Origin of the sequence: Pseudomonas sp. S07E 245, from assembly GCF_019599025.1 — a bacterium.
In the GTDB taxonomy this organism is placed as follows: domain Bacteria; phylum Pseudomonadota; class Gammaproteobacteria; order Pseudomonadales; family Pseudomonadaceae; genus Aquipseudomonas; species Aquipseudomonas shirazensis.
This window is the reverse complement of record NZ_CP080625.1, coordinates 4,932,094-4,956,036: the sequence shown is the minus strand read 5'-3', so window position 1 is coordinate 4,956,036 and position 23,943 is coordinate 4,932,094. Positions and strand designations below refer to the sequence as shown.

The window sequence follows — 23,943 nt, the reverse complement described above, 5'->3', positions numbered from 1 at the left end:
CCCCGCCAATCTCAGCCTTGATCGCAACAGGAGTCCGTATGCCCCCGCTGTCCGCCGACTGGCGCCACCGCCTGACCCACCGCAAGGTCTGGGCGCTGGCCGCACCGATGATCCTCTCGAACATCTCGGTGCCGTTGGTTGCATTGGTCGACAGCACGGTGATTGGCCACCTGCCGCATGCGCATCAGCTCGGCGCGGTGGCCGTGGGCGCGACCTTGTTCACCTTCATGGTGGGTTTGATGGGCTTCCTGCGCATGGGCTCCACGGGCTTCGCGGCCCAGGCCGCCGGGCGCAACGATGGCGCGGCGCTACGCCAAGTGCTGGTGCAGGGATTGCTGCTGGCGCTGGGTTTTGCCGCGCTGATCGGGGTGTTGGCACTACCCTTCAGCCAACTGGCGTTGCAGGTAATCAACCCAAGTGCGGCGCTGCATCAGTCCACCGAAGATTTCTTCCACACTCGGTTGCTCGGTTTGCCGGCAGCCTTGGCCAGTTACGCCCTGGTCGGCTGGTTTCTCGGCACGCAGAACGCGCGCGCGCCGTTGGCGATCCTGCTGACCACCAACCTGCTCAACATCGCGCTCAATCTGTGGTTCGTGCTGGGCCTGGACTGGGGCGTGATTGGCTCGGCGCGGGCTTCGGTGATTTCCGAATGGAGCGCCGCCCTGCTCGGCCTGGCTCTGACCCGACCGGCGTTACGCCGCTATCCTGGGCAGCTCGCCTGGGCGGCACTGCGCCGCTGGCAGGCCTGGCGGCCGCTGCTTTCGGTCAACCGCGATATCTTCCTGCGCAGCCTGGCGTTGCAGCTGGTGTTCCTGCTGCTGACGGTGCAAGGCGCACGCCTCGGTGAAGCGACGGTGGCGGCCAATGCCCTGCTGCTCAATGGCCTGTTGCTGACTGCCTATGCCCTCGACGGGCTCGCCCATGCGGTTGAAGCGCTGTGCGGTCACGCCATCGGCGCCCGCGACCGGCAGACCCTGCGCCGCTCGCTGGTAGTCGCCGGCGGCTGGTCGCTGATTGTCAGTATTGGTTTTGCCGGGCTGTTTCTGCTCGGCGGGCATTTGTTCATCAACCTGCAAACCGACATCGCCAGCGTGCGCGAGGCGGCCTATCCGTACCTGCCGTACCTGGCAGTGCTGCCGCTGATTGCCGTGTGGAGCTACTTGCTCGACGGCCTGTTCATCGGCGCGACCCGCGCGCGTGAGATGCGCAATGCGATGCTGCTGAGCTTGCTGCTGGCGGCGCCATTGGCGTGGATGGCCAGCGGGTATGGCAATCATGGATTGTGGCTGGCGTTTCTTGGGTTCATGGCGTTGCGCGGGGTGACGCTGGGGTGGGTTGGCTGGCGGATGCAGCGAGAGGGGCGGTGGTTGGGGTGATTTAGGGCGATCTTTTCAACGGCCAATTCGAGGATGACCATATCCACCAGGGCGCTGGCCGAGTAAAGCTGGGGCCGCTCTGCGGCCCTTCGCGGGTGAACCCGCTCCCACAGGGGGCACATACAGCCCTGTGGGAGCGGGCTTGCCCGCCAAGGGTCGCGCAGCGGCCCCAAAGTCTCAGGTGCAGCAAAGGCCGCTAACGGCCCTTTTGTACATTACGACGACAGGTACGAAGACCGGGTCAGGCCCAACCGCAGCGCATCCAGATACTGTGTGCGTTCGCGGGCGGTGATCTTGGCGCTGGCGACCTTGTCGCGGTAGTGAGTCATCAACTCCTCCGGAGACAGGTGCACGTAGCGCAGCATGTCCTCGATGGTGTCGTGGGTCTCGATCCCGGCGTGGTAGGCGCTGCCGTCGGCGTTCTGGTAGATGTTCACCGAGTCGGTGTCACCGAACAGGTTGTGCATGTCACCGAGGATTTCCTGATAGGCACCGACCAGGAAGATCCCCAGCAGGTAGTCTTCACCCTCGTTGATACCATGCACCGGCAGGCTGGTTTCGATGCTCTGCTCGTCGACGTACTGGTTGATCTTGCCGTCCGAGTCGCAGGTCAGGTCCTGCAGCACGGCGCGGCGCAGCGGCTCTTCGTCCAGGCGGTGCAGCGGCAGGATCGGCAGTACCTGGCCAATCGCCCAGGTATCCGGCAGGCTCTGGAACACCGAGAAGTTGCAGATGTACTTGTCGGCAAGCTTGTCGTTGAGTTCGTCGAGCACCTGGCGGTGCGAGCGCTGACGGGCCTTGAGCGAGTTGTGCAAGCGGCGGCACACGGCGAAGTAGCACTGCTCGGCGAGGGCCTTTTCCGACAGGGTGAGTTTACCGTCGGCATACTGCGCCGCGACGTCGCCCATGTAGTGGGTGGCACGCCAGTAGGTCTCGGTGACCATCTCGATATCGGTTGGGCCGAGCAAGTCGACCAGCCATTGCACGGTCTCGGGCAGGGCTTCCTTGTTGTCGATGGTCGGCACTTCGTCGTTGTGCTTCTCGACGTCGGTCACCTGCACCACCAGCATCGCGTGGTGCGCGGTCAGGGCACGGCCGCTTTCGGAGAAAATGTGCGGATGCGGCAGGCCCTGCGCATCGCAGAACTCCTTGAGCATACCCACCACGACGGCGGCGTAGTCGTCGATGTCATAGTTGATCGAGCTGGCATTGCGCGAGTGGGTGCCGTCGTAGTCGACCCCAAGGCCGCCGCCAACGTCGATATGGTCGACCGGCAAGCCCAGTGAACGCAGCTCGCCGTAATAACGGATCGCTTCCTTGAAGCCATGCTGGTAGTCGGCCAGGTTGGCGATCTGCGAACCCATATGGAAGTGCAGCAGGCGGATGCCCTGGTCCAGCCCGGCAGCGCGGAAGCGCTCGACCACCGACAGCAGCTGCGCCGCCGACAGACCGAACTTGGACTTCTCACCGCCGGTGTCGGCCCACTTGCTCGACGCCAGCGACGACAGGCGTACGCGCAAGCCGACCTGTGGCTTGACCTTGAGCTCGGCAGCCTCTTCGATCACCAGGGCGACCTCGGATTCTTTTTCGATAACGATGAATACGTTATGACCAAGCTTCTGGCCCATCAGCGCGAGGCGGATGAACTCACGGTCCTTGTAGCCGTTGCAGACGATGGTGCCGCCCTTCGGCGCCAGCGCCAGCACCGCCAGCAGCTCTGGCTTGGAGCCGGCTTCAAGGCCGATCGATACGTTCTGGGTGGCGATGATGTTCTCGACCACCGCTTCCTGCTGGTTGACCTTGATCGGGTACAGCGCGGTGTACTCGCTCTGGTATTCCAGGCGCGCGATGTTGGCGTCGAAAGCGCCGGTCAACTGGCGGACGCGGTCTTGCAGGATGTCCGGGAAACGCACCAGCAGTGGCAGCGAAAGGCCACTCTGGCGCAGCTCGTCAACCTGTTCGAAGAGGTCGATGGGGGCACTGTCGGGGCCGTTGGGGCGCACTTCGACGCGCCCGGCTTCATTGATGGCGAAATAACCAGCGCCCCAATGGCGGATGCCATAAACACTGCGGCTGTCGGCCACGGTCCACTGGCTACCATCGTCTTTGCGTGTGCGTCGTACGGACATTCAAGTCCCCTGTAGATAAGTCGAAGACACTGCCTTGGCGACAAGGCGACGGCAGTGTAAAAGCGAAAAATGACGATTCGTCCATGCCAGGGGTAGACCCTGGTTACGGAATCGAGTTTAGAAAGCTCGGGGGAAAAAATCGCCTGGTGATTCAACCACCGGACTTTTTCGCCTTGAAGCCTTGCTTGGTCAGCTCTGCCAGCAACAGCTCGACGTGGTCGCCCTGGATCTCGATAACGCCGTCTTTCAAGGCGCCACCGGTGCCACAACGCCGCTTGAGGCTGGCAGCCAGCTCTTTCAAGGGTTCGAGCGCCAACGGCACACCGCTGATGGTGGTCACCGTCTTGCCGCCGCGGCCTTTGCTTTCGCGGCGCACACGGGCAATACCGTCACCTTCGGGGATGGCTTGCTGCTTGCAGATACAGGCGTCCGCCGGCTGGCCACAGTCGGGGCAGTGCCGACCGGCATCGGTGGAATAAACGAGACCGCTCAAGGCGGAAAAGGAAGAAGCTTTCTTGGCCACTTTTGTTCCTCTTGCTGAGGACAAAAACTGGTCGATTCCGTTGCCTGGAGCCGACCGCGAAGCCCCACTCTGGCAGGGGCGGCGCTACTGACGCAAAAGCTGCGACAGCCCGAAAAGGGCGCGCAGTGTAACGATAATTGCGCCGCTTGCTAAGTACTGGATTGCGCCATTTTGCGCAGGTTTTACGACCTGACGCAGACTCCGGGCCGCAGACTAGCTCAAGCCTGCCTGATAGCGCTGCAGCGCAACCAGTGAATCCGGGCAGTAAGGCAAGCGCTGACGCTCGTCGTCGACCTGCGCCAGGCTGACGAAGCGCGCCTCGCTGACCTCCTCCGGCTGCAAGCGTAACGGCCCGTCCCAGACCGCCGAAAACACGCCGCACCAGAGCCGATTGCCCGGCTGGTCAAAATAGAACCGCTCATGAAAGCGCAGTTCGACGCCGGTCACCCCGAGTTCCTCGGCCAGCTCGCGGGCCGCCGATTCGGCATAGCTCTCATCGGTCGCCACCATGCCGCCAGCGGCCACGTCCCAGTACCCCGGGTAGACCGCCTTGCTCAGGGAGCGGCGGTTGATGCAGAGCAAGCCGGCGCTGTTGAACAGCAGAATGAACGTGCAGCGGCCTATCAGCCCTGCCTCACGCAGCTGTGCACGCGGCATGGCGCCGAGCAGTTGATCATGCTCGTCGACCCAGGCGATCAGTTCGAGGTCCGAGGCCGCCCGGTGGGCAGCCTCGGCCGGGGTGATGGTCATGCTCAGCCTTGCGACAGCAGCTGACGCAGGTCGATCACTGCAGCGTTGGCGCGCGAGATGTAGTTGGCCATCACCAGCGAGTGGTTGGCCCACATGCCGAAACCGCTACCGTTGAGCACCATTGGGCTCCACAGCGCTTCCTGCGAAGCTTCCAGCTCACGAATGATCTGGCGCACGCTAACCGTGGCGTTCTTCTTCGCCAGCACATCGGCGAAGTCCACTTCAATGGCGCGCAACAGGTGCGACAGCGCCCAGGCCTGACCGCGTGCTTCATAGAAGACGTTGTCGATCTGCATCCATGGTGTTTCCACCAGCTCTTCATCAAGCTGCGGCACCTGGCCAGCCACCACGGTTTCAGTCTTCAGGGTGCTGTTCAGCTTCACCCGGCCGACACTGGCCGACAGCCGCTGCGACAGCGAACCCAGACGGGTGGCTACGTCACCCAGCCAGTTGTTCAGGTTATCGGCACGGGTATAGAAGATCGCGCCTTTGTCGCCTGCGGCCAGACGCGCCTGATAACGCTCGAGCGACTTGATGCCTTCAGAGAACTCGGACTCGCTCGAAGGCAGAATCCAGCTCTTGTTGTCGAAGTTGAAGCGCGGCTCAGCCTTGGCCAGGTCGGCGTCTTCGGTCGACTGCGACTGCGAACGGGCGAAGTCCTTGCGCAGTGCCCGCGACAAGTCGCGCACCTGCACCAGCACGCCATATTCCCAGCTCGGCATGTTGTCCATCCACAGCCCAGGCGGGAAGCGGTCGTTGGAAATGTAACCGCCCGGCTTGTCGAGCAGGGTGGCGGCAACGGTTTTCAGCGTCTCGACGGTGGTGTAGCCAATGACCATCTTCTGCCCGCTGCGCTCGGCGCTGGCCTGGGCATTCTGCTGCACCGGGAACAGGTCAGGCTCCTGGCTCCAGTACCAGCCAAGGCCGATACAGACCAGCAGGTACAGCCCGATCACAACCCCAAGAGCGCGGCTCCAGAGGCCGCCAAGGTAGCTACGGGCGGCGGCGCGACGGGAGTCGGGCCGCTCACGAGGCTCGGCAGTGGCCTCACGGTTTTTCCAGTCCAGCATGGCATTGTCCTTAATCAGTCACGACGGTTCAGAGCTTGGACCTCAGGCTACGGCCAGGGTGCCACGGCAAGCCCACATCGACCCACTATAAAGCAGACACCGGCTTGCGCATAAGCGACCGGGCGGTCAGCAACTGAATAACAGGACCAGACGCAATGTTGACCTGGCACACGCGCAGCTTGCAGAAGTGGTGCTAGCATACAGCCATCATCGAAGCTGCATTCCCCCATAATAAGTAGTCAGCCATGATCCAGTCACCACAGCCCAGCCACGAGCGCGCCAAGCGCAGCAGCGATCACGTCGACGAGGTGCCGCTGCCGCCGTTGCGCAAACCGGTGTATATCCTGCTGCAGGATCATGACCGCGCCGAACGCCTGGCGCAGCAGCTGGAATTCTTTGGCCTGGGGGTGCACGCACTGGCCACTGCCGAGGCGTTCTGCGCGGCGATGCGCGAGCGCTTGCCGGCGGCGATAGTCATGGACGTCGACTTCAGCGGCCCGGGCTGTGGCCTGCTGCTGGCGGCGCAGGCCCAGCTGGGGCTGGATCAGGCTGTGCCGCTGCTGTTCTTCAGCCTGCACGAAACCGACACGCCGACGCGCTTGGCCGCCGTGCGCGCCGGTGGCCAGGCGTTCATGACCGGTACGTTGGAAGCATCGAGCCTGCTGGAAAAGGTCGAGATGCTGACCAACGCCACTCAGTACGACCCGTTTCGAGTACTGATCATCGACGACTCGCGTACCCAGGCACTGCATACCGAGCGCGTGCTCAACAGCGCCGGGATGATCACCCGCAGCCTGACCGAGCCGATCCGCGCCATGGCCGAGCTGGCTGACTTCCAGCCCGACCTGATCATCCTCGACCTCTATATGCCCGACTGTACCGGGCCGGAGCTGGCCAAGGTGATCCGCCACAATGACCGCTATGTCAGCGTGCCGATCATCTACCTGTCGGCCGAGGACGACCTGAACAAGCAGCTCGATGCCATGAGCGAAGGCGGTGATGATTTTCTGACCAAGCCGGTGCGTTCACGCCAGCTGCTGACCACGGTACGCAACCGCGCCGTGCGCGCGCGTCATCTCAAGGCGAGGATGGTCCGCGACAGCCTGACCGGTCTGTACAACCACACGCATATCCTGCAATTGCTGGAAGACTGCAGCTTCCGCGCCCGCCGCGAACAGCAGCCGCTGAGCTTTGCCATGCTCGACATCGACCACTTCAAGAAGATCAACGACCGCCACGGCCACCCCATGGGCGATCGGGTGATCAAGAGCCTGGCATTGTTCCTCAAGCAACGCCTGCGCAAGACCGATTACATCGGCCGTTACGGCGGTGAGGAATTCGCCATTGTGCTGCCCAATACGCCGCTGAGCGCGGCCTACAAGGTGCTCGACGAGATCCGCCGGCGCTTTGCCGAGATCATCTATCCGGCCCAACCCCATGACCTGCACTGCACCTTCAGCGCCGGCGTGGTGCAGTTGGATCAAGCGCACGATGCCCTGAGCATGGCCAGTGCCGCTGACGAAGCGCTGTACCGGGCCAAGCATGCCGGGCGCAACTGCGTGGTGCGGGTAGACCCCGCGTAAACGGCGCCAGCCCCGGTCAAGGCAAAAGGCCATAATTCTCCAGCGCAGCACCCTCCTCCGTCATCACCCCGTCATGCAATCGCAATAACTTCAGGCACCTACCTCTCTCCACGCTGCCGGAAGCCTGCGCCATGCGCCTGAAGTGGTTGACCAATTTCAATACCCTGTTGCTCGTTGCCGTGTGCATTGCCCTGGGCGCAACCCTGTGGTGGTCACAACGAGCGCTGGAGCGCCCCTATCTGCTGATGGAACGCTATCTGGGCTTGTCGCAGCAGTTTCAGAACCATATCGAGCGCGATACCCAGGCCTACCTGACCAGCGGCGACGCCGTACGCCACGCCGCCGCAGTGCAGGGCAACCAGCAGTTGCAGGCAGCGCTTGCTGACTGGCCCGAAGCTCTGGCCGAGCAACTGCGCCCCAGCCTCGGCGAGTTGCAGGCATTCACCGGCAATCAGCTACTGGCCGCCGGCAAGCTGGCGGGTGATCCGCAAGCCTTGCTGCTGCAGGCCGAACGCGAACTGGGCGGCACTCTCGAACAGCTGGCTGGCTACGCCCAAGGTAGCACCAGCGAGCAGGCCCAGCGCTACCTGGCGCCCTTGCTGGACGCAGCGGTGCATTTGGGCCGTTTATCGCTGGCCCGCGACAAGCTGGTCAGCAGTGGGCGCGCCGAGCTGGCTGAAGAAGTCGAACGCGAATTACAGCAGGTACGTGTTCAGGCCGAGCAGATTGCAGCATTGCCGCTACTGGGTGTGACCCGCGCGGCCGAGTCCGGCGCTGACGACTTCGCCGCGCTGATGGGCCTGCAAAGCCAGGCTAGCGAGCAGCGCGAAGACGTCGCCGTGGCCCTCAAGCGCGATCTGCAGAGCCTGCTCAGCCGCTATCGCGCCGAACTGCAGCGCACCCGCGAACAGATCGATCAGCGCGCAACCCTGGCCAACAGCACCCGCGAGCGGCTCGAGGCGGTGCAGCAAGCGATTGCCGGGCTGGAGCCGCAGGTACGCGCGCAACACGCCAGCATCGCCGCCGAGGTGCGCATCATTCAGGGCGTGATGATCGTCTTGATTCTGTTCATCGCGCTGCTCATCGACAGCCTCCAGCGGCGCCTGGCGGGAACCCTCGGCAGCCTTGCACCAGCACTGTCACGCTGGGCCGAGGGCGATTTTGCCCAGCCCATTTCCTTGGGCAAGACCAACCGCGAACTGCACGACATCGAAGATTCGCTCAACCACCTGCGCCAGTATCTGGTGCAACTGGTGGCGACCTTGCGCGCCAACGCCGAGCAGGTTGCTGGCAGCAGTCATGCCCTGGCCGGCATGAGCAGCGGCCTGCACCAAGGCGCCGAACGCCAGGCCGGTGACACCGCGCAGATCCGCGATGCCCTGGGCGAGCTGGAAGCGACCATTCAGCAAGTGGCAGGCGATGCCAGCGCTGCGGCCCAGGCCAGTCGCGAGGCCGGCAGTGCCGTCGAGCACGGTCAGCGGGTGATCGGCCAGAGCCTTTCCGGGCTGCGTACCTTGGTTGATGAAGTCCAGGGCAACGCGCAGATGATCGAACAACTGGCACAGGAGTCGGCGACCATCGGCGGTGTGCTCACGGTGATTCGCTCGATTGCCGAACAGACCAACCTGCTGGCGCTCAACGCCGCAATCGAAGCGGCTCGCGCCGGCGAGATGGGCCGCGGCTTTGCCGTGGTCGCCGATGAGGTGCGCTCGCTGGCGCAGCGCACAACTGGCGCTACCGGCGAAATCCAGGCACTGATCGACCGCCTGCAACTGGCCGCGCGCGACTCGGTGAATGGCATGCGCACCCAGCTCGAGCATGCCGAGGCCACTGCCAGCCAGGCGCAGACGGCAGATGGCGCTCTGGATGAAATCGTCACGGCAATCCGCACCATCGCCGACACCGCTGGGCGTATCGCCGATGTGACGGCGCAACAAACCGGCGCCGTGAGCGACATCCGCGACCACAGCGAGCGCATTCACCAACTGGGCGAAGACAACCTGCAGCGCATCGGCGAAGGCCGTGAACAAGGCGAGCAATTGCTCAAGCTGGGCGGCGAGCTGAACACTGCAGTGGCTGCATTCCGCGTTTAAACAAGGGTGCCGGGCGGGCGCCCCCAATGCCCGCCAAGTCCGCTATCATGCGCCCACGTTCGACCTCGCGAGTCCGCCATGCGCCGCCTGTTTTTCCTGCTGTTTCTGCTGCTGGCCAGCCCGGCTTTCGCCGCTGGCCTGCTCGACAACCGTCCCAGTGCCACGCTCGGTGCCTCTGCCCTGAGTAACAACAGCGACTTCCTGCCGGTGCATGAAGCGTTCAAGTTGAGCCTGGTCAGCAGTGATGCGCAGAACATCACCCTGCGTTTCGTCGCCAGCGACGGTTACTACCTCTATCGCCACCGCTTCCAGTTCCGCAGCGAGCCTGCCGATGTAGCTCTGGGCACGACGCAGATTCCGCCCGGTGAGGCCAAGCACGACGAGTTTTTTGGTGATGTCGAGGTGTATCACGGCGTGCTCGATATCGTCGTGCCGCGACCTGCCGCTGACAACCGCGGCTTTACCCTGCTGGTGGGCTACCAGGGCTGCGCCGACAAAGGCCTGTGCTATCCGCCGGAAACCGCAAGGATTGCCATCGATGCGGCTGGTGCAGCCAGCTCGCCAAGCAGCGCGCCCGGCTGGGACTGGCAAGCGTTGCTGCTGTTCTTCCTCGCCGGTGTCGGCCTGACCTTCACCCCCTGCGTACTGCCGATGCTGCCGATCCTGTCGGGTGTGGTCTTGCGCGGTCAGGTCGGCGGCTGGCGTGGTTTCAGCCTGTCGCTGGCCTATGTACTGCCGATGGCGGTGTGCTTCGCCACCCTCGGCGCGCTGATGGGCGTGTTTGGCGCGGGGCTGAACCTGCAGGCGCGGCTGCAATCGGCCTGGGTGCTGGTGCCGTTTGCGCTGTTCTTCGTGCTGTTTGCCCTGGCCATGTTCGGCCTGTTCGAGCTGAAGCTACCGCAAGCCCTGAGCAATCGCCTGGACCGCGTGGCCAATCGCACCCAGGGCGGCTCGCTGCTCGGTGCCGCGGTGCTCGGCGTGCTCTCCAGCCTGCTGGTTTCACCCTGTGTGTCGGCGCCACTGGCCGGCGCCCTGCTGTACATCAGCGCCAGTGGTGACGCTTTGGGCGGCGCGCTGAAACTGTTCGCCCTGGGCCTGGGCATGGGCGCGCCATTGCTGCTGATCGGCACCGGCGGCGCGGCCTGGCTGCCGAAGAGCGGGCCGTGGCTGAACACCGTCAAGAATGCCATCGGCGTGCTGTTGCTGGGTCTGGCTATCGGCCTGCTCAGCCGGGTTTTGCCCGGGCCGCTGACTTTGCTCTTGATCGGCCTGCTGGCGGCGGGCGTAGCGCTGTTCCTCGGCGCCCTTGAGCTGGTGGTGAAAACGCCACGCGAGCGCCTCGCGCAATTGGCCGGCCTGGCCTTGCTGGTGTACGCCCTGGCGTGCTGGTACGGCGCCCTCAGCGGCCAGGGTGACCCACTGCGGCCACTGCCCAGCGCGGCTCCAGCCGCTGCTGCAGGCGCAGTCAGCGCCGATGCCTGGCAGACCATCACCACTCCGGCGGCGCTCGACGCAGCCCTGGCGGCGGCCTCGGCCGCCGGCCAACCGGTGCTGCTCGACTGGTACGCCGACTGGTGCATCAGCTGCAAGGTGATAGAACATGAGGTGCTCAGCGCACCGCAGGTGCAGGCGCAGTTGGGCACCTTCAAGCTGCTGCGTTTCGACATCACCGAAAGCAATGTCGAGCAGCGCAGCCTGCTCGACCGCTATCGCTTGTTCGGCCCGCCGGCACTGCTGTTCTTTGCCGCAAACGGCAGCGAAATGAGCAGCGATCGTGTGGTTGGTGAAATAAACGCCGGCGATTTTGCACAGATCCTCACGCGCGTACGCGGCCAACTCGGGCTATAACTTCCTGCTGACTGCGCTGTTCGCAGCCTGCGGTGACCAAATTTAAACATTTGGTCACATACTTTGCGCGAATCTCGGGCAACGTGCTGGCTATTGCCGGGAACTGGACACACCTACTCGCTTTGCGGCATAGTCGCCGCGCATGTCGTATTGCCCTACAAGACCAAGGAACCCGCAGATGGCTACCCTACTGGTGCTGCACGGCCCCAACCTCAACCTGCTCGGTACCCGCGAGCCGGGTCATTACGGTGCCGCCACCCTCGCCCAGATCAACCAGGATCTGGAGCAGCGTGCCCGTGCCGCAGGCCACCATCTGCAGTACCTGCAGAGCAATGCCGAGTATGAGCTGATCGATCGGATACACGCCGCGCGCGACGAAGGCGTCGATTTCATCCTGATCAATCCGGCTGCTTTCACCCACACCAGCGTCGCATTACGTGACGCATTGCTGGCGGTGAGCATCCCATTCATCGAAGTGCACCTGTCCAACGTGCACAAGCGTGAACCGTTCCGGCATCACTCTTACTTCTCCGATGTTGCGGTAGGGGTGATCTGCGGTCTCGGCGCCAGCGGTTATCGACTGGCCCTGGAGGCAGCTCTGGAACAGCTGGCTGCAAGCGCACAGCCCTGATGAAACAAGGCCTTGGCCCCTGCGGGCCGAGGTCATAGAGAAACGTTTTCGACACGTTTTCAATTTACGTCCCCGACCGAACCTTGGGAGTTGCTGATTAATGGATATCCGTAAAGTCAAAAAGCTGATCGAACTGCTGGAAGAGTCCGGCATCGACGAACTGGAGATCAAGGAAGGCGAAGAGTCCGTTCGCATCAGCCGTCACAGCAAGACCCCAGCTGCTCAGCAGTACTTCGCGCCACAACCGATGGCCGCCGCTCCAGTAGCCGCGCCTGCTCCGGTTGCCGCTGCCGCCCCTGCTGCCGACGCCGCGCCAGTGCTCAAAGGCACCGTGGTCCGTTCGCCAATGGTCGGTACCTTCTACCGCAAGCCATCGCCGACCTCGCCGAACTTCGCTGAAGTCGGGCAGAGCATCAAGAAAGGCGACACCCTGTGCATCGTCGAAGCGATGAAGATGATGAACCACATCGAAGCCGAAATCGGCGGTGTCATCGACGCCATCCTGGTGGAAGACGGTCAGCCGGTTGAATTCGACCAGCCGCTGTTCACCGTCGTTTGATCCTCGGAGAGCCAACGATGTCTGCGAAGCTGGAAAAAGTCCTGATCGCCAACCGTGGCGAAATCGCCCTGCGTATCCTGCGGGCCTGCAAAGAGCTCGGCATCAAGACCGTCGCTGTGCACTCCACGGCTGACCGTGAGCTGATGCACCTGGGTCTGGCGGACGAATCGGTCTGCATCGGCCCTGCGTCGTCCAAGGATTCCTACCTGCACATCCCGGCGATCATCGCTGCCGCCGAAGTGACTGGCGCTACCGCCATCCACCCAGGCTACGGCTTCCTCGCCGAGAACGCTGACTTCGCCGAGCAGGTCGAGAAGTCCGGCTTTGCCTTCATCGGCCCGAAAGCCGACACCATTCGCCTGATGGGCGACAAGGTTTCGGCCAAGGCAGCCATGATCGAAGCTGGTGTACCGACCGTACCAGGCTCCGACGGCCCACTGCCGGAAGACGAAGAAGAAGCCCTGCGCATCGGCCGTGAAGTCGGCTACCCGGTGATCATCAAAGCCGCTGGCGGCGGCGGTGGTCGCGGCATGCGCGTGGTGCACAATGAAGAAGACCTGATCGCGTCGGCCAAGCTGACCCGTACCGAAGCCGGTGCTGCGTTCGGCAACCCGATGGTCTACCTCGAGAAGTTCCTGACCAACCCACGTCACGTGGAAGTCCAGGTGCTGTCCGACGGCCAGGGCCAGGCAATCCATCTCGGCGACCGTGACTGCTCGCTGCAGCGCCGTCACCAGAAGGTTCTCGAAGAAGCGCCGGCCCCGGGCATCGACGAGCAAGCGCGTCAGGAAGTCTTCGCCCGCTGTGTCAAGGCGTGCATCGACATCGGTTACCGTGGTGCCGGCACGTTCGAGTTCCTCTACGAGAACGGCCGCTTCTACTTCATCGAAATGAACACCCGTGTTCAGGTCGAGCACCCGGTTTCGGAAATGGTCACTGGTATCGACATCGTCAAGGAGATGCTCAGCATCGCCGCTGGCAACAAGCTGTCGTTCACTCAGGATGACGTGGTGATCCGCGGCCACTCGCTGGAATGCCGGATCAACGCTGAAGACCCGCGCAAGTTCATCCCGAGCCCAGGCACCGTAAAGCACTTCCATGCTCCAGGCGGCAATGGCGTGCGGGTCGATTCGCACCTGTACAGCGGCTATTCGGTTCCGCCGAACTATGACTCGCTGATCGGCAAGCTGATCACCTACGGCAAGGATCGCGACGAAGCCATGGCGCGCATGCGCAATGCCCTCGACGAAATCGTGGTCGACGGTATCAAGACCAACATCCCGCTGCACCGCGACCTGGTGCGCGATGAAGGTTTCTGCAAAGGTGGCGTCAACATCCATTACCTCGAGCACAAACTGGCCAACCAGGATTGATCTTGAAGTGATGCGCTGAACAAACCCCGGCCCTGTGCCGGGGTTTTTTATTGCCGCTCGTGCCTCGCTTGCCTCGCCACGCGCACAAACCGCACACACTGAAGTAAACTGCCCTACTTCGCGCAGCCCAGTCGCTGCCCCCACAGATTTTTTAAGGTACCCGCCATGCCCTGGCTGCAAGTACGTCTGGCCATCAGCCCGGAACAAGCCGAAACCTACGAAGATGCCCTGCTCGAAGTAGGCGCTGTCTCGGTAACCTTCATGGACGCCGAAGATCAGCCGATCTTCGAGCCGGACCTCAACACCACGCCACTGTGGTCGCACACCCACCTGCTGGCCCTGTTCGAAGCCGACGCTGAGCCTGAACAGGTATTCGCTCACCTGCGCCTGCTGACCAACGCCGAGCTGCCCGAGCATCAGGCTGAAGTCATCGAAGACCAGGACTGGGAGCGCAGCTGGATGGACAACTTCCAGCCCATGCGTTTTGGTCAGCGTCTGTGGATCGTGCCAAGCTGGCACGCAGCCCCTGAGCCGGAAGCAGTCAACCTGCTGCTCGACCCGGGCCTGGCGTTCGGCACCGGCACCCACCCGACTACCGCGCTGTGCCTGGAGTGGCTCGACGGCCAGCAACTGGCTGACGTGCAGGTACTGGACTTCGGCTGTGGCTCGGGCATTCTGGCCATCGCTGCGCTGCTGCTGGGCGCGCGCGAAGCGGTCGGTACCGATATCGATGTGCAGGCGCTGGAAGCTTCGCGCGACAACGCCGGGCGCAACGGTATCGAAGCCGAGCGCTTCCCGCTGTACCTGCCTGAAGACATGCCGGCGATGCAGGCCGACGTGCTGGTGGCCAACATTCTGGCTGGCCCGCTGGTCTCGCTGGCGCCGCAGTTGTCGGGCCTGGTACGACCGGGCGGCCTGCTGGCGTTATCGGGGATCCTCGCCGAACAGGGTGAAGAAGTCGCCGCCGCCTATGCTGCAGACTTTGACCTGGACCCGATCGTCGTCCGCGACGGCTGGGTTCGCATCAGTGGCCGCCGTCGCTCGGCAGGCCTGAAATAATCACCTGCACAGCCCCCCGGATCGCCGCATGACCGACAGTTTCGTCACCCAGTGCCCGCATTGCCAGACCAGCTTTCGCGTCACGCATCATCAATTGAGCGTGGCCCGCGGGGTGGTTCGCTGCGGCCAGTGCCTGCAAGTGTTCAACGCCGCCAAGCAACTGCTCGAGCAAAACCGCGTAGCCACTGCCGAGACGGCGCCTGCGCAGCCGGAGCTGGCTACCCCGGTCGAAGCACCAGCGCCTGCTGGGCCGGCGCCGAGCCAGGACGACTGGCAGGCCAGCGCTCAGGCCTTTGACGAAATCGACCTGGACCAGGCATTAGCCAATCTGGAGCGTCGCGATCGGGCCAGCGAAGGCCAGAGCGAGGCGCGCAGCGATGCCCTGCAGGCAGTGCGCGAGGTGCACGACCCGGACGAAGACGTCGGCCGCCCGTTCGGTAACGCCACCGACGAGCCTCTGAGCGAGCCTTCACCGCTGGTCCTCGAGCCGCCACTGATCGAGCCCGAAGCGCTTGAGCAAGAGCCGTTTGAGCAGGAAGCCTTTGAGCACGAGCCATCGCCCCGCGAACGCACCGAGCCAAGCATTGGCCTGGTGCTTGACCCGGACGATCAACCCAGCCGCCAGCAGCCCACGCTGGGCGCGCCGTTGACCGCAGCCGAAGCGCTGAGCCGCGAGTCTCTGGCCGCCGACGACGACCATGACACGGTTGTAAGCGGCCTGTCGGCGTTCGATGATGGCCGCCGCAAGGAAAACCTGTCAGCGCTGGACGCCCACGACGATGAACTCGAGCAGCCGCTCGATGAGCGTATCGAACCGGGCCTGAACAGCCGCGCCAACCGGCGCAAGGAGCCGCTGATCGATGTGGTCGACGACCCGCTCCAGCTGGACTGGCAAAAGCCCCAGGTCAACTGGGGCAAGCGCTTGCTGTGGGGCACGCTGACCCTGCTTGCCGCCGGCTTGCTGGCCTTTCAGTACGTGTGGTTCCACTTCGACGAAATGGCCCGCCAGGACCAGTACCGGCCGTGGTTCCAGCAACTGTGCCCGACGCTGGGCTGCAAGGTGCCGACCCGGGTCGACATTGCCCGGATCAAGAGCAGCAACCTGGTGGTGCGCAGCCATCCGGACTTCAAGGGCGCCCTGATCGTCGACGCGATCATCTACAACCGCGCGCCGTTTGCCCAACCGTTCCCATTGCTGGAACTGCGCTTTGCCGACCTCAACGGCCAGTCGATTGCCAGTCGTCGCTTCAAACCCAGCGAGTACCTCTCCGGTGAATTGGCCGGGCGCGGCGAAATGCCCAGCCAGACGCCTATCCATATCGCCCTGGATATCCTCGACCCGGGCCCCAAGGCCGTCAACTACAGCCTGAGCTTCCGCTCGCCGGAGTGACAATTGCCTGCAGACGCCGGTTTACCGGCGCCTGCAGCTTGTCCAGAACTGCGAGGCATAAGGCCGCAGCTGTTCAGATTTTATCCAAATTGACCTTTATCCAGTCATCCAGAGCGGGTATTATGCCCACCCTTTTTGACCTCAATGATTCGGCCCCACAACAGGGAACACCTATGTCGGCGGTACGCATCGGCCCATATACGCTTCGCAACAACCTGATCCTTGCGCCTATGGCCGGGGTTACGGACCAGCCTTTCCGCACGCTTTGCCAGCGCTTGGGCGCAGGCATGGTGGTGTCGGAGATGGTCAGCAGCGACATGAGCCTGTGGGACAGCCGCAAGTCACGTCTGCGCCGCATCCATGAAGGTGATCCCGAGCCGCGCTCGGTACAGATCGCCGGGGGTGACGCACAGATGATGGCGGCGGCGGCCCGGGCCAATGTCGAGGCCGGCGCGCAGATCATCGACATCAACATGGGTTGCCCGGCAAAAAAAGTCTGCAACAAAGCTGCAGGCTCTGCTTTATTGAGAGATGAAGTGCTGGTCAGCGAGATCCTCGACGCCGTCATTGGCACAGTGGATGTCCCGGTGACCCTGAAGATACGTACCGGCTGGGACCGTTCGAGCAAGAACGGCCTGAACGTGGCAAAAATTGCCGAACAGGCCGGCATCCAGGCGCTTGCGGTGCATGGCCGCACACGTGCCGACCTGTACACCGGTGAAGCCGAGTACGACACCATTGCTGCGATCAAGCAGGCAGTGTCGATCCCGGTCTTTGCCAATGGCGATATCACCTCGCCAGAAAAAGCCCGGGCGGTGCTGCACGCCACCGGTGCCGACGGCCTGCTGATTGGCCGTGCGGCCCAAGGCCGGCCGTGGATCTTCCGCGAGATCGAGCATTACCTGCAGACCGGTGAATACCTGCCGGCGCCAGGGCTGGACGAAGTTGAACGCATTTTGCTGGAGCACCTGGCCGCGCTGCATGCCTTCTACGGCGATGTAATGGGCGTACGTATCGCCCGAAAGCACGTTGGCTGGTACCTGGCAACCCGACCCGGCGGCAAGGAGTTCCGCTCCCGGTTCAACGCTTTGGATGAGACACACGCGCAATGCGCCAACGTTCGCGAGTTTTTCTCCGAATGCCGACAGAGCCTTGAAACAAAGGACGAACAAGGGGTGGCCGCATGACGATGATGACCGAGACTTTAGTGAGTGGAACAACGCCCGTGAGCGACAACGCCAACCTCAAGCAGCACCTGAATACGCCGAGCGAGGAGGGCCAGACCCTGCGCGACAGCGTCGAGAAGGCGCTGCACAACTACTTCGCCCACCTCGAAGGCGCCTCCGTCACGGACGTGTACAACCTGGTGCTCTCGGAGGTCGAGGCGCCGCTGCTCGAAAGTGTGATGAATTACGTCAAGGGCAACCAGACCAAAGCCAGCGAGATGCTCGGACTCAACCGTGGCACCCTGCGCAAGAAGCTCAAGCAGTACGATTTGCTCTAAGGCCAGAATCCCAATCAGAAAAGGCGGCTCCCGCAGGAGGCGCCTTTTTTGCTGACTCCACCGCGTTATGGAATCCGAAATGACCGACCAGACTACCCGCCTGCCGATCCGCCGCGCCCTGATCAGCGTCTCCGACAAGACCGGGATCCTCGAATTCGCTCGCGAGCTGCAACAGCTCGGCGTCGAGATCCTGTCCACCGGTGGTACCTACAAGCTGCTCAAGGACAATGGCGTCGACGCGGTGGAAGTGGCCGACTACACCGGCTTCGCTGAAATGATGGACGGCCGGGTGAAGACCCTGCATCCAAAAATCCACGGTGGCATCCTCGGTCGTCGCGGCACCGACGACGCGATCATGAACGAGCACGGCATCAAGCCAATCGACCTGGTGGCAGTCAACCTGTACCCGTTCGAAGCCACCATCGCCAAGCCTGGCTGCGACCTGCCGACCGCAATCGAGAACATCGATATCGGCGGCCCGACCATGGTTCGCTCGGCAGCCAAGAACCACAAGGACGTGGCTATCGTGGTCAACGCCGGTGACTACGGCCAGGTCCTCGAAAGCCTCAAGGCCGGTGGCCTGACCTACGCTCAGCGCTTCGACCTGATGCTCAAGGCGTTCGAGCACACCGCCGCCTACGACGGTATGATCGCCAACTACATGGGCACCGTGAACCAGGCTGCCGAGACCCTGTCGACTTCCGACCGCAGCCTGTTCCCGCGCACCTTCAACAGCCAGTTCGTCAAAGCCCAGGAAATGCGCTACGGCGAGAACCCGCACCAGAACGCGGCGTTCTACGTTGAAGCGAACAAGGGCGAAGCGAGCATCTCTACCGCCACCCAGCTGCAGGGCAAAGAGCTGTCGTTCAACAACGTGGCCGACACCGATGCCGCCCTCGAGTGCGTCAAGAGCTTCGTCAAGCCGGCCTGCGTGATCGTCAAGCACGCCAACCCGTGCGGCGTTGCCGTGGTTCCGGAAAACGAAGGCGGCATTCGTCAGGCCTACGAACTGGCCTACGCCACCGACACCGAGTCGGCCTTTGGCGGCATCATCGCCTTCAACCGCGAACTGGACGGCGAGACTGCCAAGGCCATCGTCGAGCGCCAGTTCGTTGAAGTGATCATTGCGCCGAAGATCTCCCAGGCTGCCCGTGACGTAGTAGCCGCCAAGCAGAACGTGCGTCTGCTCGAGTGCGGCGAGTGGCCAGCCGAGCGCAGCGCTGGCTGGGACTTCAAGCGGGTCAACGGTGGCCTGCTGGTGCAGAGCCGCGATATCGGCATGATCAGCGCCGACGATCTGAAGATCGTTACCCAGCGCGCGCCGAGCGAGCAGGAAATTCACGACCTGATCTTCGCCTGGAAAGTTGCCAAGTTCGTCAAGTCCAACGCTATCGTCTACGCCAAGCAGCGCCAGACCATCGGTGTCGGTGCTGGCCAGATGAGCCGCGTCAACTCGGCACGCATTGCTGCAATCAAAGCCGAGCATGCTGGCCTGCAGGTACAAGGTGCGGTCATGGCCTCGGACGCGTTCTTCCCGTTCCGCGACGGTATCGACAACGCTGCCAAGGCCGGCATCACTGCAGTGATCCAGCCAGGTGGTTCGATGCGCGATGCTGAAGTGATCGCTGCTGCCGACGAAGCCGGCATCGCCATGGTGTTCACCGGCATGCGCCACTTCCGCCACTGATCGGCAATCGGCCGCACTGAAGCAGGCATCTGCTGCGTTGCGACCTCGTACCGCGAATACAGCGCGGTAGGTTCGGCCTACCGCCCAAGAGATTTCCGAGGTTTTAGACATGAAAGTTTTGATCATCGGCAACGGCGGCCGTGAACACGCCCTGGCCTGGAAAGTTGCCCAGGACCCACGTGTCGAAAAAGTCTTCGTCGCCCCAGGCAACGCTGGCACCGCCACCGAAGCCAAATGCGAGAACGTCGACATCCAGGTGACCGCTCTGGAGCAGTTGGCCGATTTCGCCGAGCAGAACGTCGACCTGACCATCGTCGGCCCGGAAGCGCCACTGGTTGCCGGCGTCGTCGACCTGTTCCGCAGCCGCAAGCTCGACTGCTTTGGCCCAACCAAGGGCGCTGCCCAGCTTGAAGGCTCCAAGGCATTCACCAAGGACTTCCTGGCCCGTCACCAGATCCCTACCGCGGATTACCAGAACTTCACCGAAGTCGAGCCAGCCCTGGCCTACCTGCAAAAGGTCGGCGCGCCGATCGTGATCAAGGCCGACGGCCTTGCTGCGGGCAAAGGCGTGATCGTTGCCATGACCTTGCAGGAAGCCGAAGACGCCGTGCGCGACATGCTCGCCGGTAACGCCTTTGGTGATGCAGGTTCGCGGGTCGTCATCGAAGAGTTTCTCGACGGCGAAGAAGCCAGCTTCATCGTCATGGTCGACGGTGAAAACGTGCTGCCGATGGCGACCAGCCAGGACCACAAGCGCGTCGGCGACGGCGACAGCGGGCCGAACACCGGCGGCATGGGCGCCTACTCGCCAGCCCCGGTGGTTACCGCCGAAGTGCACCAGCGGGTGATGGACCAGGTGATCTGGCCGACCGTGCGCGGCATGGCCGCCGAAGGCAACGTCTACACCGGCTTCCTGTACGCAGGGCTGATGATCGACAAGGCCGGCAACCCCAAGGTGATCGAGTTCAACTGCCGCTTCGGCGACCCGGAAACCCAGCCAGTCATGCTGCGCCTGGAGTCGAGCCTGGTGCTGTTGATCGAAGCCGCCTTCGCCAAGGCCTTGAACAAGGTCGAAGCACAATGGGACCCGCGGCCAAGCCTGGGTGTCGTGCTGGCTGCCGGCGGTTACCCGGCCGACTACGCCAAGGGCGCTACCATTCACGGTCTCGGCGCTGCGGCCAAGCTGGAAGGCAAGGTCTTCCATGCCGGCACTGCGTTGCTGGACGGCCAGGTCGTGACCAACGGCGGCCGCGTGCTGTGCGCCACTGCCCTCGGCCAGACCGTCGCCCAGGCCCAGGAACAGGCTTACCGCCTGGCCAAGGAAGTCAGCTGGGACGGTAGCTTCTACCGCACCGACATCGGCTACCGGGCCATTGCCCGCGAGCGTGGTGAAGCGCAGTAACAGCGCTTTGGCGAATGGCCGTGACGCCCTTTGGTGCACGGCCTTCGGCTCGTCGACAGGATGCCGATGGGCCTTGCGTTCGCCTTCACCCGCCGCGCATAGTTGTGCTTCGCCACACCCGCTAAGAAAGGATCTCGTCTTGCGTCGGCTTCGGATTGCCCTTGCCCTGTTCGTCAGCTTGCTGACCCTGCTCTGCCTGCCGCCGGCCTCGGCCGAGCAAGGTGGTGGCTGGTCGCTGCTGCTCGATGAACAGGCCAACCTGCAACTGAGCGATGTACGCTCCGAACGCTACCGCAACCAATTCAGTCCCCTCCAGCTCAACGAGCTGGAGGCTGCCGAGCCTGATCAAGCGCTCTGGCTGCACTACCGGCTGGAACCGGATGACCAGCAACGCCTGCTGCGCATCTTCGCTCCCGACCTGTCCCGCCTCGATCTGTACGTGCTCAACGGTGACAAACTGCTGCGCCAGCGCCACCATGGTCCGCAGGCCAACACCGGCAGCGAGCCGACCCTGCTCGGCAGTGACCACTTGCTGACTTTACCCAACAGCAGCCAGCCACTGGACGTCTACCTGCACCTGGTCTCGGAACACCAACTGCGCCCAGCCATCAGCCTGCTGTCTGCTGCCGAGGCTGCGGGCGACCAACACTTGCTGCTGTTGTTCGGCCTGTTGTTCGGCGGTCTGGTCATGCTGATCCTGCACAACGTGATTCGCTTCCTCTACGTGCGCTCGAGCACCACCCTGATTCTTGCCCTTTACCACGGCCTGATGCTGCTCAGCGCGCTGATCCTGCTCAACCTCAGCGGGCCCTGGTGGCACGTCTGGCACAGTGCGCAAACGCCTGCCGCCTACCTGACCCTGGTCATGGCCGGGCTGGCCGGTCTGTACTTCACCCAGCACTTTTTCAGTACCGGCAATTCGCCGCGGCTGAATCGGCTGTTGCAGGGCGAGATGCTGTTGGTTGGCGTCAGTAGCCTGATCCTGCTGTTCGTCGACACCCTGCCGCTCAACCTGATGACCTACGCCCTGCTCGCGATTGGCAGCGCAAGCATGCTGCTGGTCAGCAGCTATCACTGGTACAAGGGCTACAGCCCGGCACGTTTGTTCGCCTTGGCAATGCTGGTGTACAACCTCGGCGGGCTGGTGTTGCTGCCAGCGTTGCTCGGCCTGACCCGCACGCCGACGCCATGGTTGCTGTGCATTCTGCTGGCACTGACGGTAAGCAGCGGCCTGCTGCTCAACCTGGCAGTGAGTGAACGCTTGCGACGCATCAATGAGGACCGCTTCCGTGCCAGCCGCGCGCTGGCAGCCAGCGACGCCGAGCTCAACGCCAAGGCCGAGTTCCTGGCCAAGATCAGCCATGAAATCCGCACACCGATGAACGGCGTGCTGGGCATGACCGAGCTGTTGCTGGGCACGCCGCTGTCGGTCAAGCAGCGCGACTACGTGCAGACCATCCACAGCGCCGGCAACGAGCTGCTGACCTTGATCAACGAGATCCTCGACATCTCCAAGCTGGAGTCGCGGCAGATCGAGCTGGACGATGTGCAGTTCGACCTCAACGCCTTGATCGAAGATTGCCTGAATATCTTTCGGGCCAAGGCCGAACAACGCAACATCGAGCTGATCAGCTTTACCCAACCGCAAGTCCCGCGGGTCATCAGCGGCGACCCAACGCGCTTGCGTCAGGCCCTTTCCAGCCTGCTGGAAAACGCGCTGAAAAATACCGAGCAGGGGGAAATCCTGCTGGTGGTGGCACTGGATCAACGCGGCGAGCTGCCGCGTTTGCGCATTGCCGTCCAAGACAGCGGCAGTGCCATGCCACCGGCCGAGCGCGAAGCCTTGCTGCAGGCCGAGCTACACAGCCATCAGTTTCTTTCCAGCAACAAGCTCGGTGGCCATCTCGGGCTGGTGATCGCCAAACAATTGATTGGCCTGATGCAGGGCGAATTCGGCATCAAGAGCAGCAGCAACATGGGTAACACGCTGTGGTTGACCCTGCCGCTCGACCCGTCGCGTCTGGAGCAGCCACCGGCCGACCTGGACGGCCCGCTGCGCGACGCACGAGTATTGGTGGTCGACGATAACGATACCTGTCGCAAGGTCCTGGTACAGCAATGCAGTGCCTGGGGGATGAATGTCAGCGCCGTGCCGTCGGGCAAGGAAGCGCTCGCCCTGCTGCGCACCAAGGCGCACCTGCGCGACTACTTCGACGCGGTCCTGCTCGACCAGAACATGCCCGGCATGACCGGCATGCAACTGGCAGCCAAGATCAAGGAAGACCCAAGCCTCAACCACGACATCCTGGTGGTGATGCTGACCGGCATCAGCAACGCCCCGAGCAAGGTCATCGCGCGCAACGCCGGGGTCAAGCGCATCCTCGCCAAGCCGGTGGCCGGCTACACCTTGAAAACCACCCTCGCTGAAGAGCTGGCCCAGCGCGGACGTGAGCAGGCCACGCCGCCGGTCGCGCTGGGCATGCCGCCGGCGACACTGGAAGTTCCAGCCGACTTCCACGTGCTGGTTGCCGAAGACAACAGCATTTCGACCAAGGTCATCCGCGGCATGCTCGGCAAGCTCAACCTGGAACCTGATACCGCCAGCAATGGCGAGGAGGCCCTGCAGGCCATGCAGGCTCGTCGCTACGATCTGGTCTTGATGGATTGCGAGATGCCCGTGCTGGATGGATTCTCAGCGACCATTCGCCTGCGCGAGTGGGAGGCGGCCAACCAGCGCCAGCGCACGCCGGTTGTCGCGCTGACCGCCCACATCCTCAGCGAGCACAAGGAACGTGCACGCCTGGCCGGTATGGACGGCCACATGGCCAAGCCGGTCGAGCTGTCGCAACTGCGCGAACTGGTCCAGTACTGGGCCGGGCAGCGCGAGGCGAGAGCCGCTGAGGTGGATGCATCATGACCGGCAGCGCTGAGCGCAGCCGGGCAAAGCTCAAACCCACCGCCTGAGC

General features: G+C 63.2%; 18 protein-coding genes. 14 read left to right on the top strand and 4 right to left on the bottom strand.

What is annotated here, in order from left to right; translation table 11 throughout:
- The first annotated feature begins 38 nt into the window (after positions 1 to 38).
- On the top strand, positions 39 to 1,376 hold the full coding sequence (locus K3F44_RS22725) for an MATE family efflux transporter (protein ID WP_101316100.1): 1,338 nt from the start codon (positions 39 to 41) through the stop codon (positions 1,374 to 1,376).
- A 215-nt stretch (positions 1,377 to 1,591) separates the two neighbouring features.
- On the opposite strand, the gene speA is transcribed toward K3F44_RS22725, so the two are convergent.
- The 4 genes from speA to K3F44_RS22705 form a co-directional block, all read right to left on the bottom strand.
- Positions 1,592 to 3,505 (bottom strand): arginine decarboxylase, encoded by a 1,914-nt coding sequence (gene speA, locus K3F44_RS22720; protein WP_101316098.1) that lies wholly within the window; start codon positions 3,503 to 3,505, stop codon positions 1,592 to 1,594.
- A 151-nt stretch (positions 3,506 to 3,656) separates the two neighbouring features.
- On the bottom strand, positions 3,657 to 4,028 hold the full coding sequence (locus K3F44_RS22715; RefSeq protein ID WP_101316096.1) for a translation initiation factor Sui1: 372 nt from the start codon (positions 4,026 to 4,028) through the stop codon (positions 3,657 to 3,659).
- A 213-nt stretch (positions 4,029 to 4,241) separates the two neighbouring features.
- On the bottom strand, positions 4,242 to 4,778 hold the full coding sequence (locus K3F44_RS22710) for an NUDIX hydrolase (protein ID WP_101316094.1): 537 nt from the start codon (positions 4,776 to 4,778) through the stop codon (positions 4,242 to 4,244).
- Positions 4,779 to 4,780: 2 nt separating this feature from the next.
- Positions 4,781 to 5,848, bottom strand: coding sequence for a DUF2333 family protein (locus tag K3F44_RS22705; RefSeq protein WP_150573731.1), 1,068 nt, complete (start codon positions 5,846 to 5,848; stop codon positions 4,781 to 4,783).
- 245 nt (positions 5,849 to 6,093) lie between these two features.
- Here K3F44_RS22705 and K3F44_RS22700 point away from each other — a divergent pair, with 245 nt between their 5' ends.
- The 13 genes from K3F44_RS22700 (at position 6,094) to K3F44_RS22640 (ending at position 23,894) form a co-directional block, all read left to right on the top strand.
- Entirely contained in the window at positions 6,094 to 7,431 is a 1,338-nt protein-coding gene (locus K3F44_RS22700; protein WP_101316090.1) for a diguanylate cyclase, read from the top strand.
- A 131-nt stretch (positions 7,432 to 7,562) separates the two neighbouring features.
- Positions 7,563 to 9,524, top strand: a complete 1,962-nt coding sequence (locus tag K3F44_RS22695; protein WP_220633012.1) for a methyl-accepting chemotaxis protein — start codon at positions 7,563 to 7,565, stop codon at positions 9,522 to 9,524.
- A 78-nt stretch (positions 9,525 to 9,602) separates the two neighbouring features.
- Positions 9,603 to 11,372 carry a protein-disulfide reductase DsbD gene (locus K3F44_RS22690; RefSeq protein ID WP_220633011.1) on the top strand — a complete coding sequence of 590 codons (1,770 nt, stop codon included), beginning with the start codon at positions 9,603 to 9,605 and terminating at the stop codon, positions 11,370 to 11,372.
- Between the two features lie 178 nt (positions 11,373 to 11,550).
- Positions 11,551 to 12,003, top strand: a complete 453-nt coding sequence (aroQ, locus tag K3F44_RS22685) for a type II 3-dehydroquinate dehydratase (RefSeq protein WP_101316084.1) — start codon at positions 11,551 to 11,553, stop codon at positions 12,001 to 12,003.
- Between the two features lie 100 nt (positions 12,004 to 12,103).
- Complete coding sequence (gene accB / locus K3F44_RS22680; protein WP_103435906.1) at positions 12,104 to 12,562, top strand: acetyl-CoA carboxylase biotin carboxyl carrier protein; 459 nt, start codon at positions 12,104 to 12,106, stop codon at positions 12,560 to 12,562.
- 17 nt (positions 12,563 to 12,579) lie between these two features.
- Complete coding sequence (gene accC / locus K3F44_RS22675) at positions 12,580 to 13,935, top strand: acetyl-CoA carboxylase biotin carboxylase subunit (protein WP_101316079.1); 1,356 nt, start codon at positions 12,580 to 12,582, stop codon at positions 13,933 to 13,935.
- Between the two features lie 165 nt (positions 13,936 to 14,100).
- Positions 14,101 to 14,994 (top strand): 50S ribosomal protein L11 methyltransferase, encoded by an 894-nt coding sequence (gene prmA, locus K3F44_RS22670; protein WP_103435904.1) that lies wholly within the window; start codon positions 14,101 to 14,103, stop codon positions 14,992 to 14,994.
- A 28-nt stretch (positions 14,995 to 15,022) separates the two neighbouring features.
- Entirely contained in the window at positions 15,023 to 16,384 is a 1,362-nt protein-coding gene (locus tag K3F44_RS22665) for a DUF3426 domain-containing protein (RefSeq protein ID WP_220633010.1), read from the top strand.
- A gap of 173 nt (positions 16,385 to 16,557) precedes the next feature.
- On the top strand, positions 16,558 to 17,571 hold the full coding sequence (gene dusB / locus K3F44_RS22660; protein ID WP_220633009.1) for a tRNA dihydrouridine synthase DusB: 1,014 nt from the start codon (positions 16,558 to 16,560) through the stop codon (positions 17,569 to 17,571).
- Complete coding sequence (gene fis / locus K3F44_RS22655; protein ID WP_101316071.1) at positions 17,568 to 17,888, top strand: DNA-binding transcriptional regulator Fis; 321 nt, start codon at positions 17,568 to 17,570, stop codon at positions 17,886 to 17,888. Before dusB ends, fis begins: the two co-directional genes overlap by 4 nt.
- Before the next feature lie 79 nt (positions 17,889 to 17,967).
- Entirely contained in the window at positions 17,968 to 19,575 is a 1,608-nt protein-coding gene (gene purH, locus K3F44_RS22650) for a bifunctional phosphoribosylaminoimidazolecarboxamide formyltransferase/IMP cyclohydrolase (protein WP_101322931.1), read from the top strand.
- A gap of 109 nt (positions 19,576 to 19,684) precedes the next feature.
- Positions 19,685 to 20,977: a phosphoribosylamine--glycine ligase gene (gene purD / locus K3F44_RS22645; RefSeq protein WP_220633008.1), complete on the top strand. Its 1,293-nt coding sequence runs from the start codon at positions 19,685 to 19,687 to the stop codon at positions 20,975 to 20,977.
- Positions 20,978 to 21,116: 139 nt separating this feature from the next.
- Complete coding sequence (locus K3F44_RS22640; RefSeq protein WP_101316067.1) at positions 21,117 to 23,894, top strand: hybrid sensor histidine kinase/response regulator; 2,778 nt, start codon at positions 21,117 to 21,119, stop codon at positions 23,892 to 23,894.
- Positions 23,895 to 23,943: the final 49 nt, after the last annotated feature.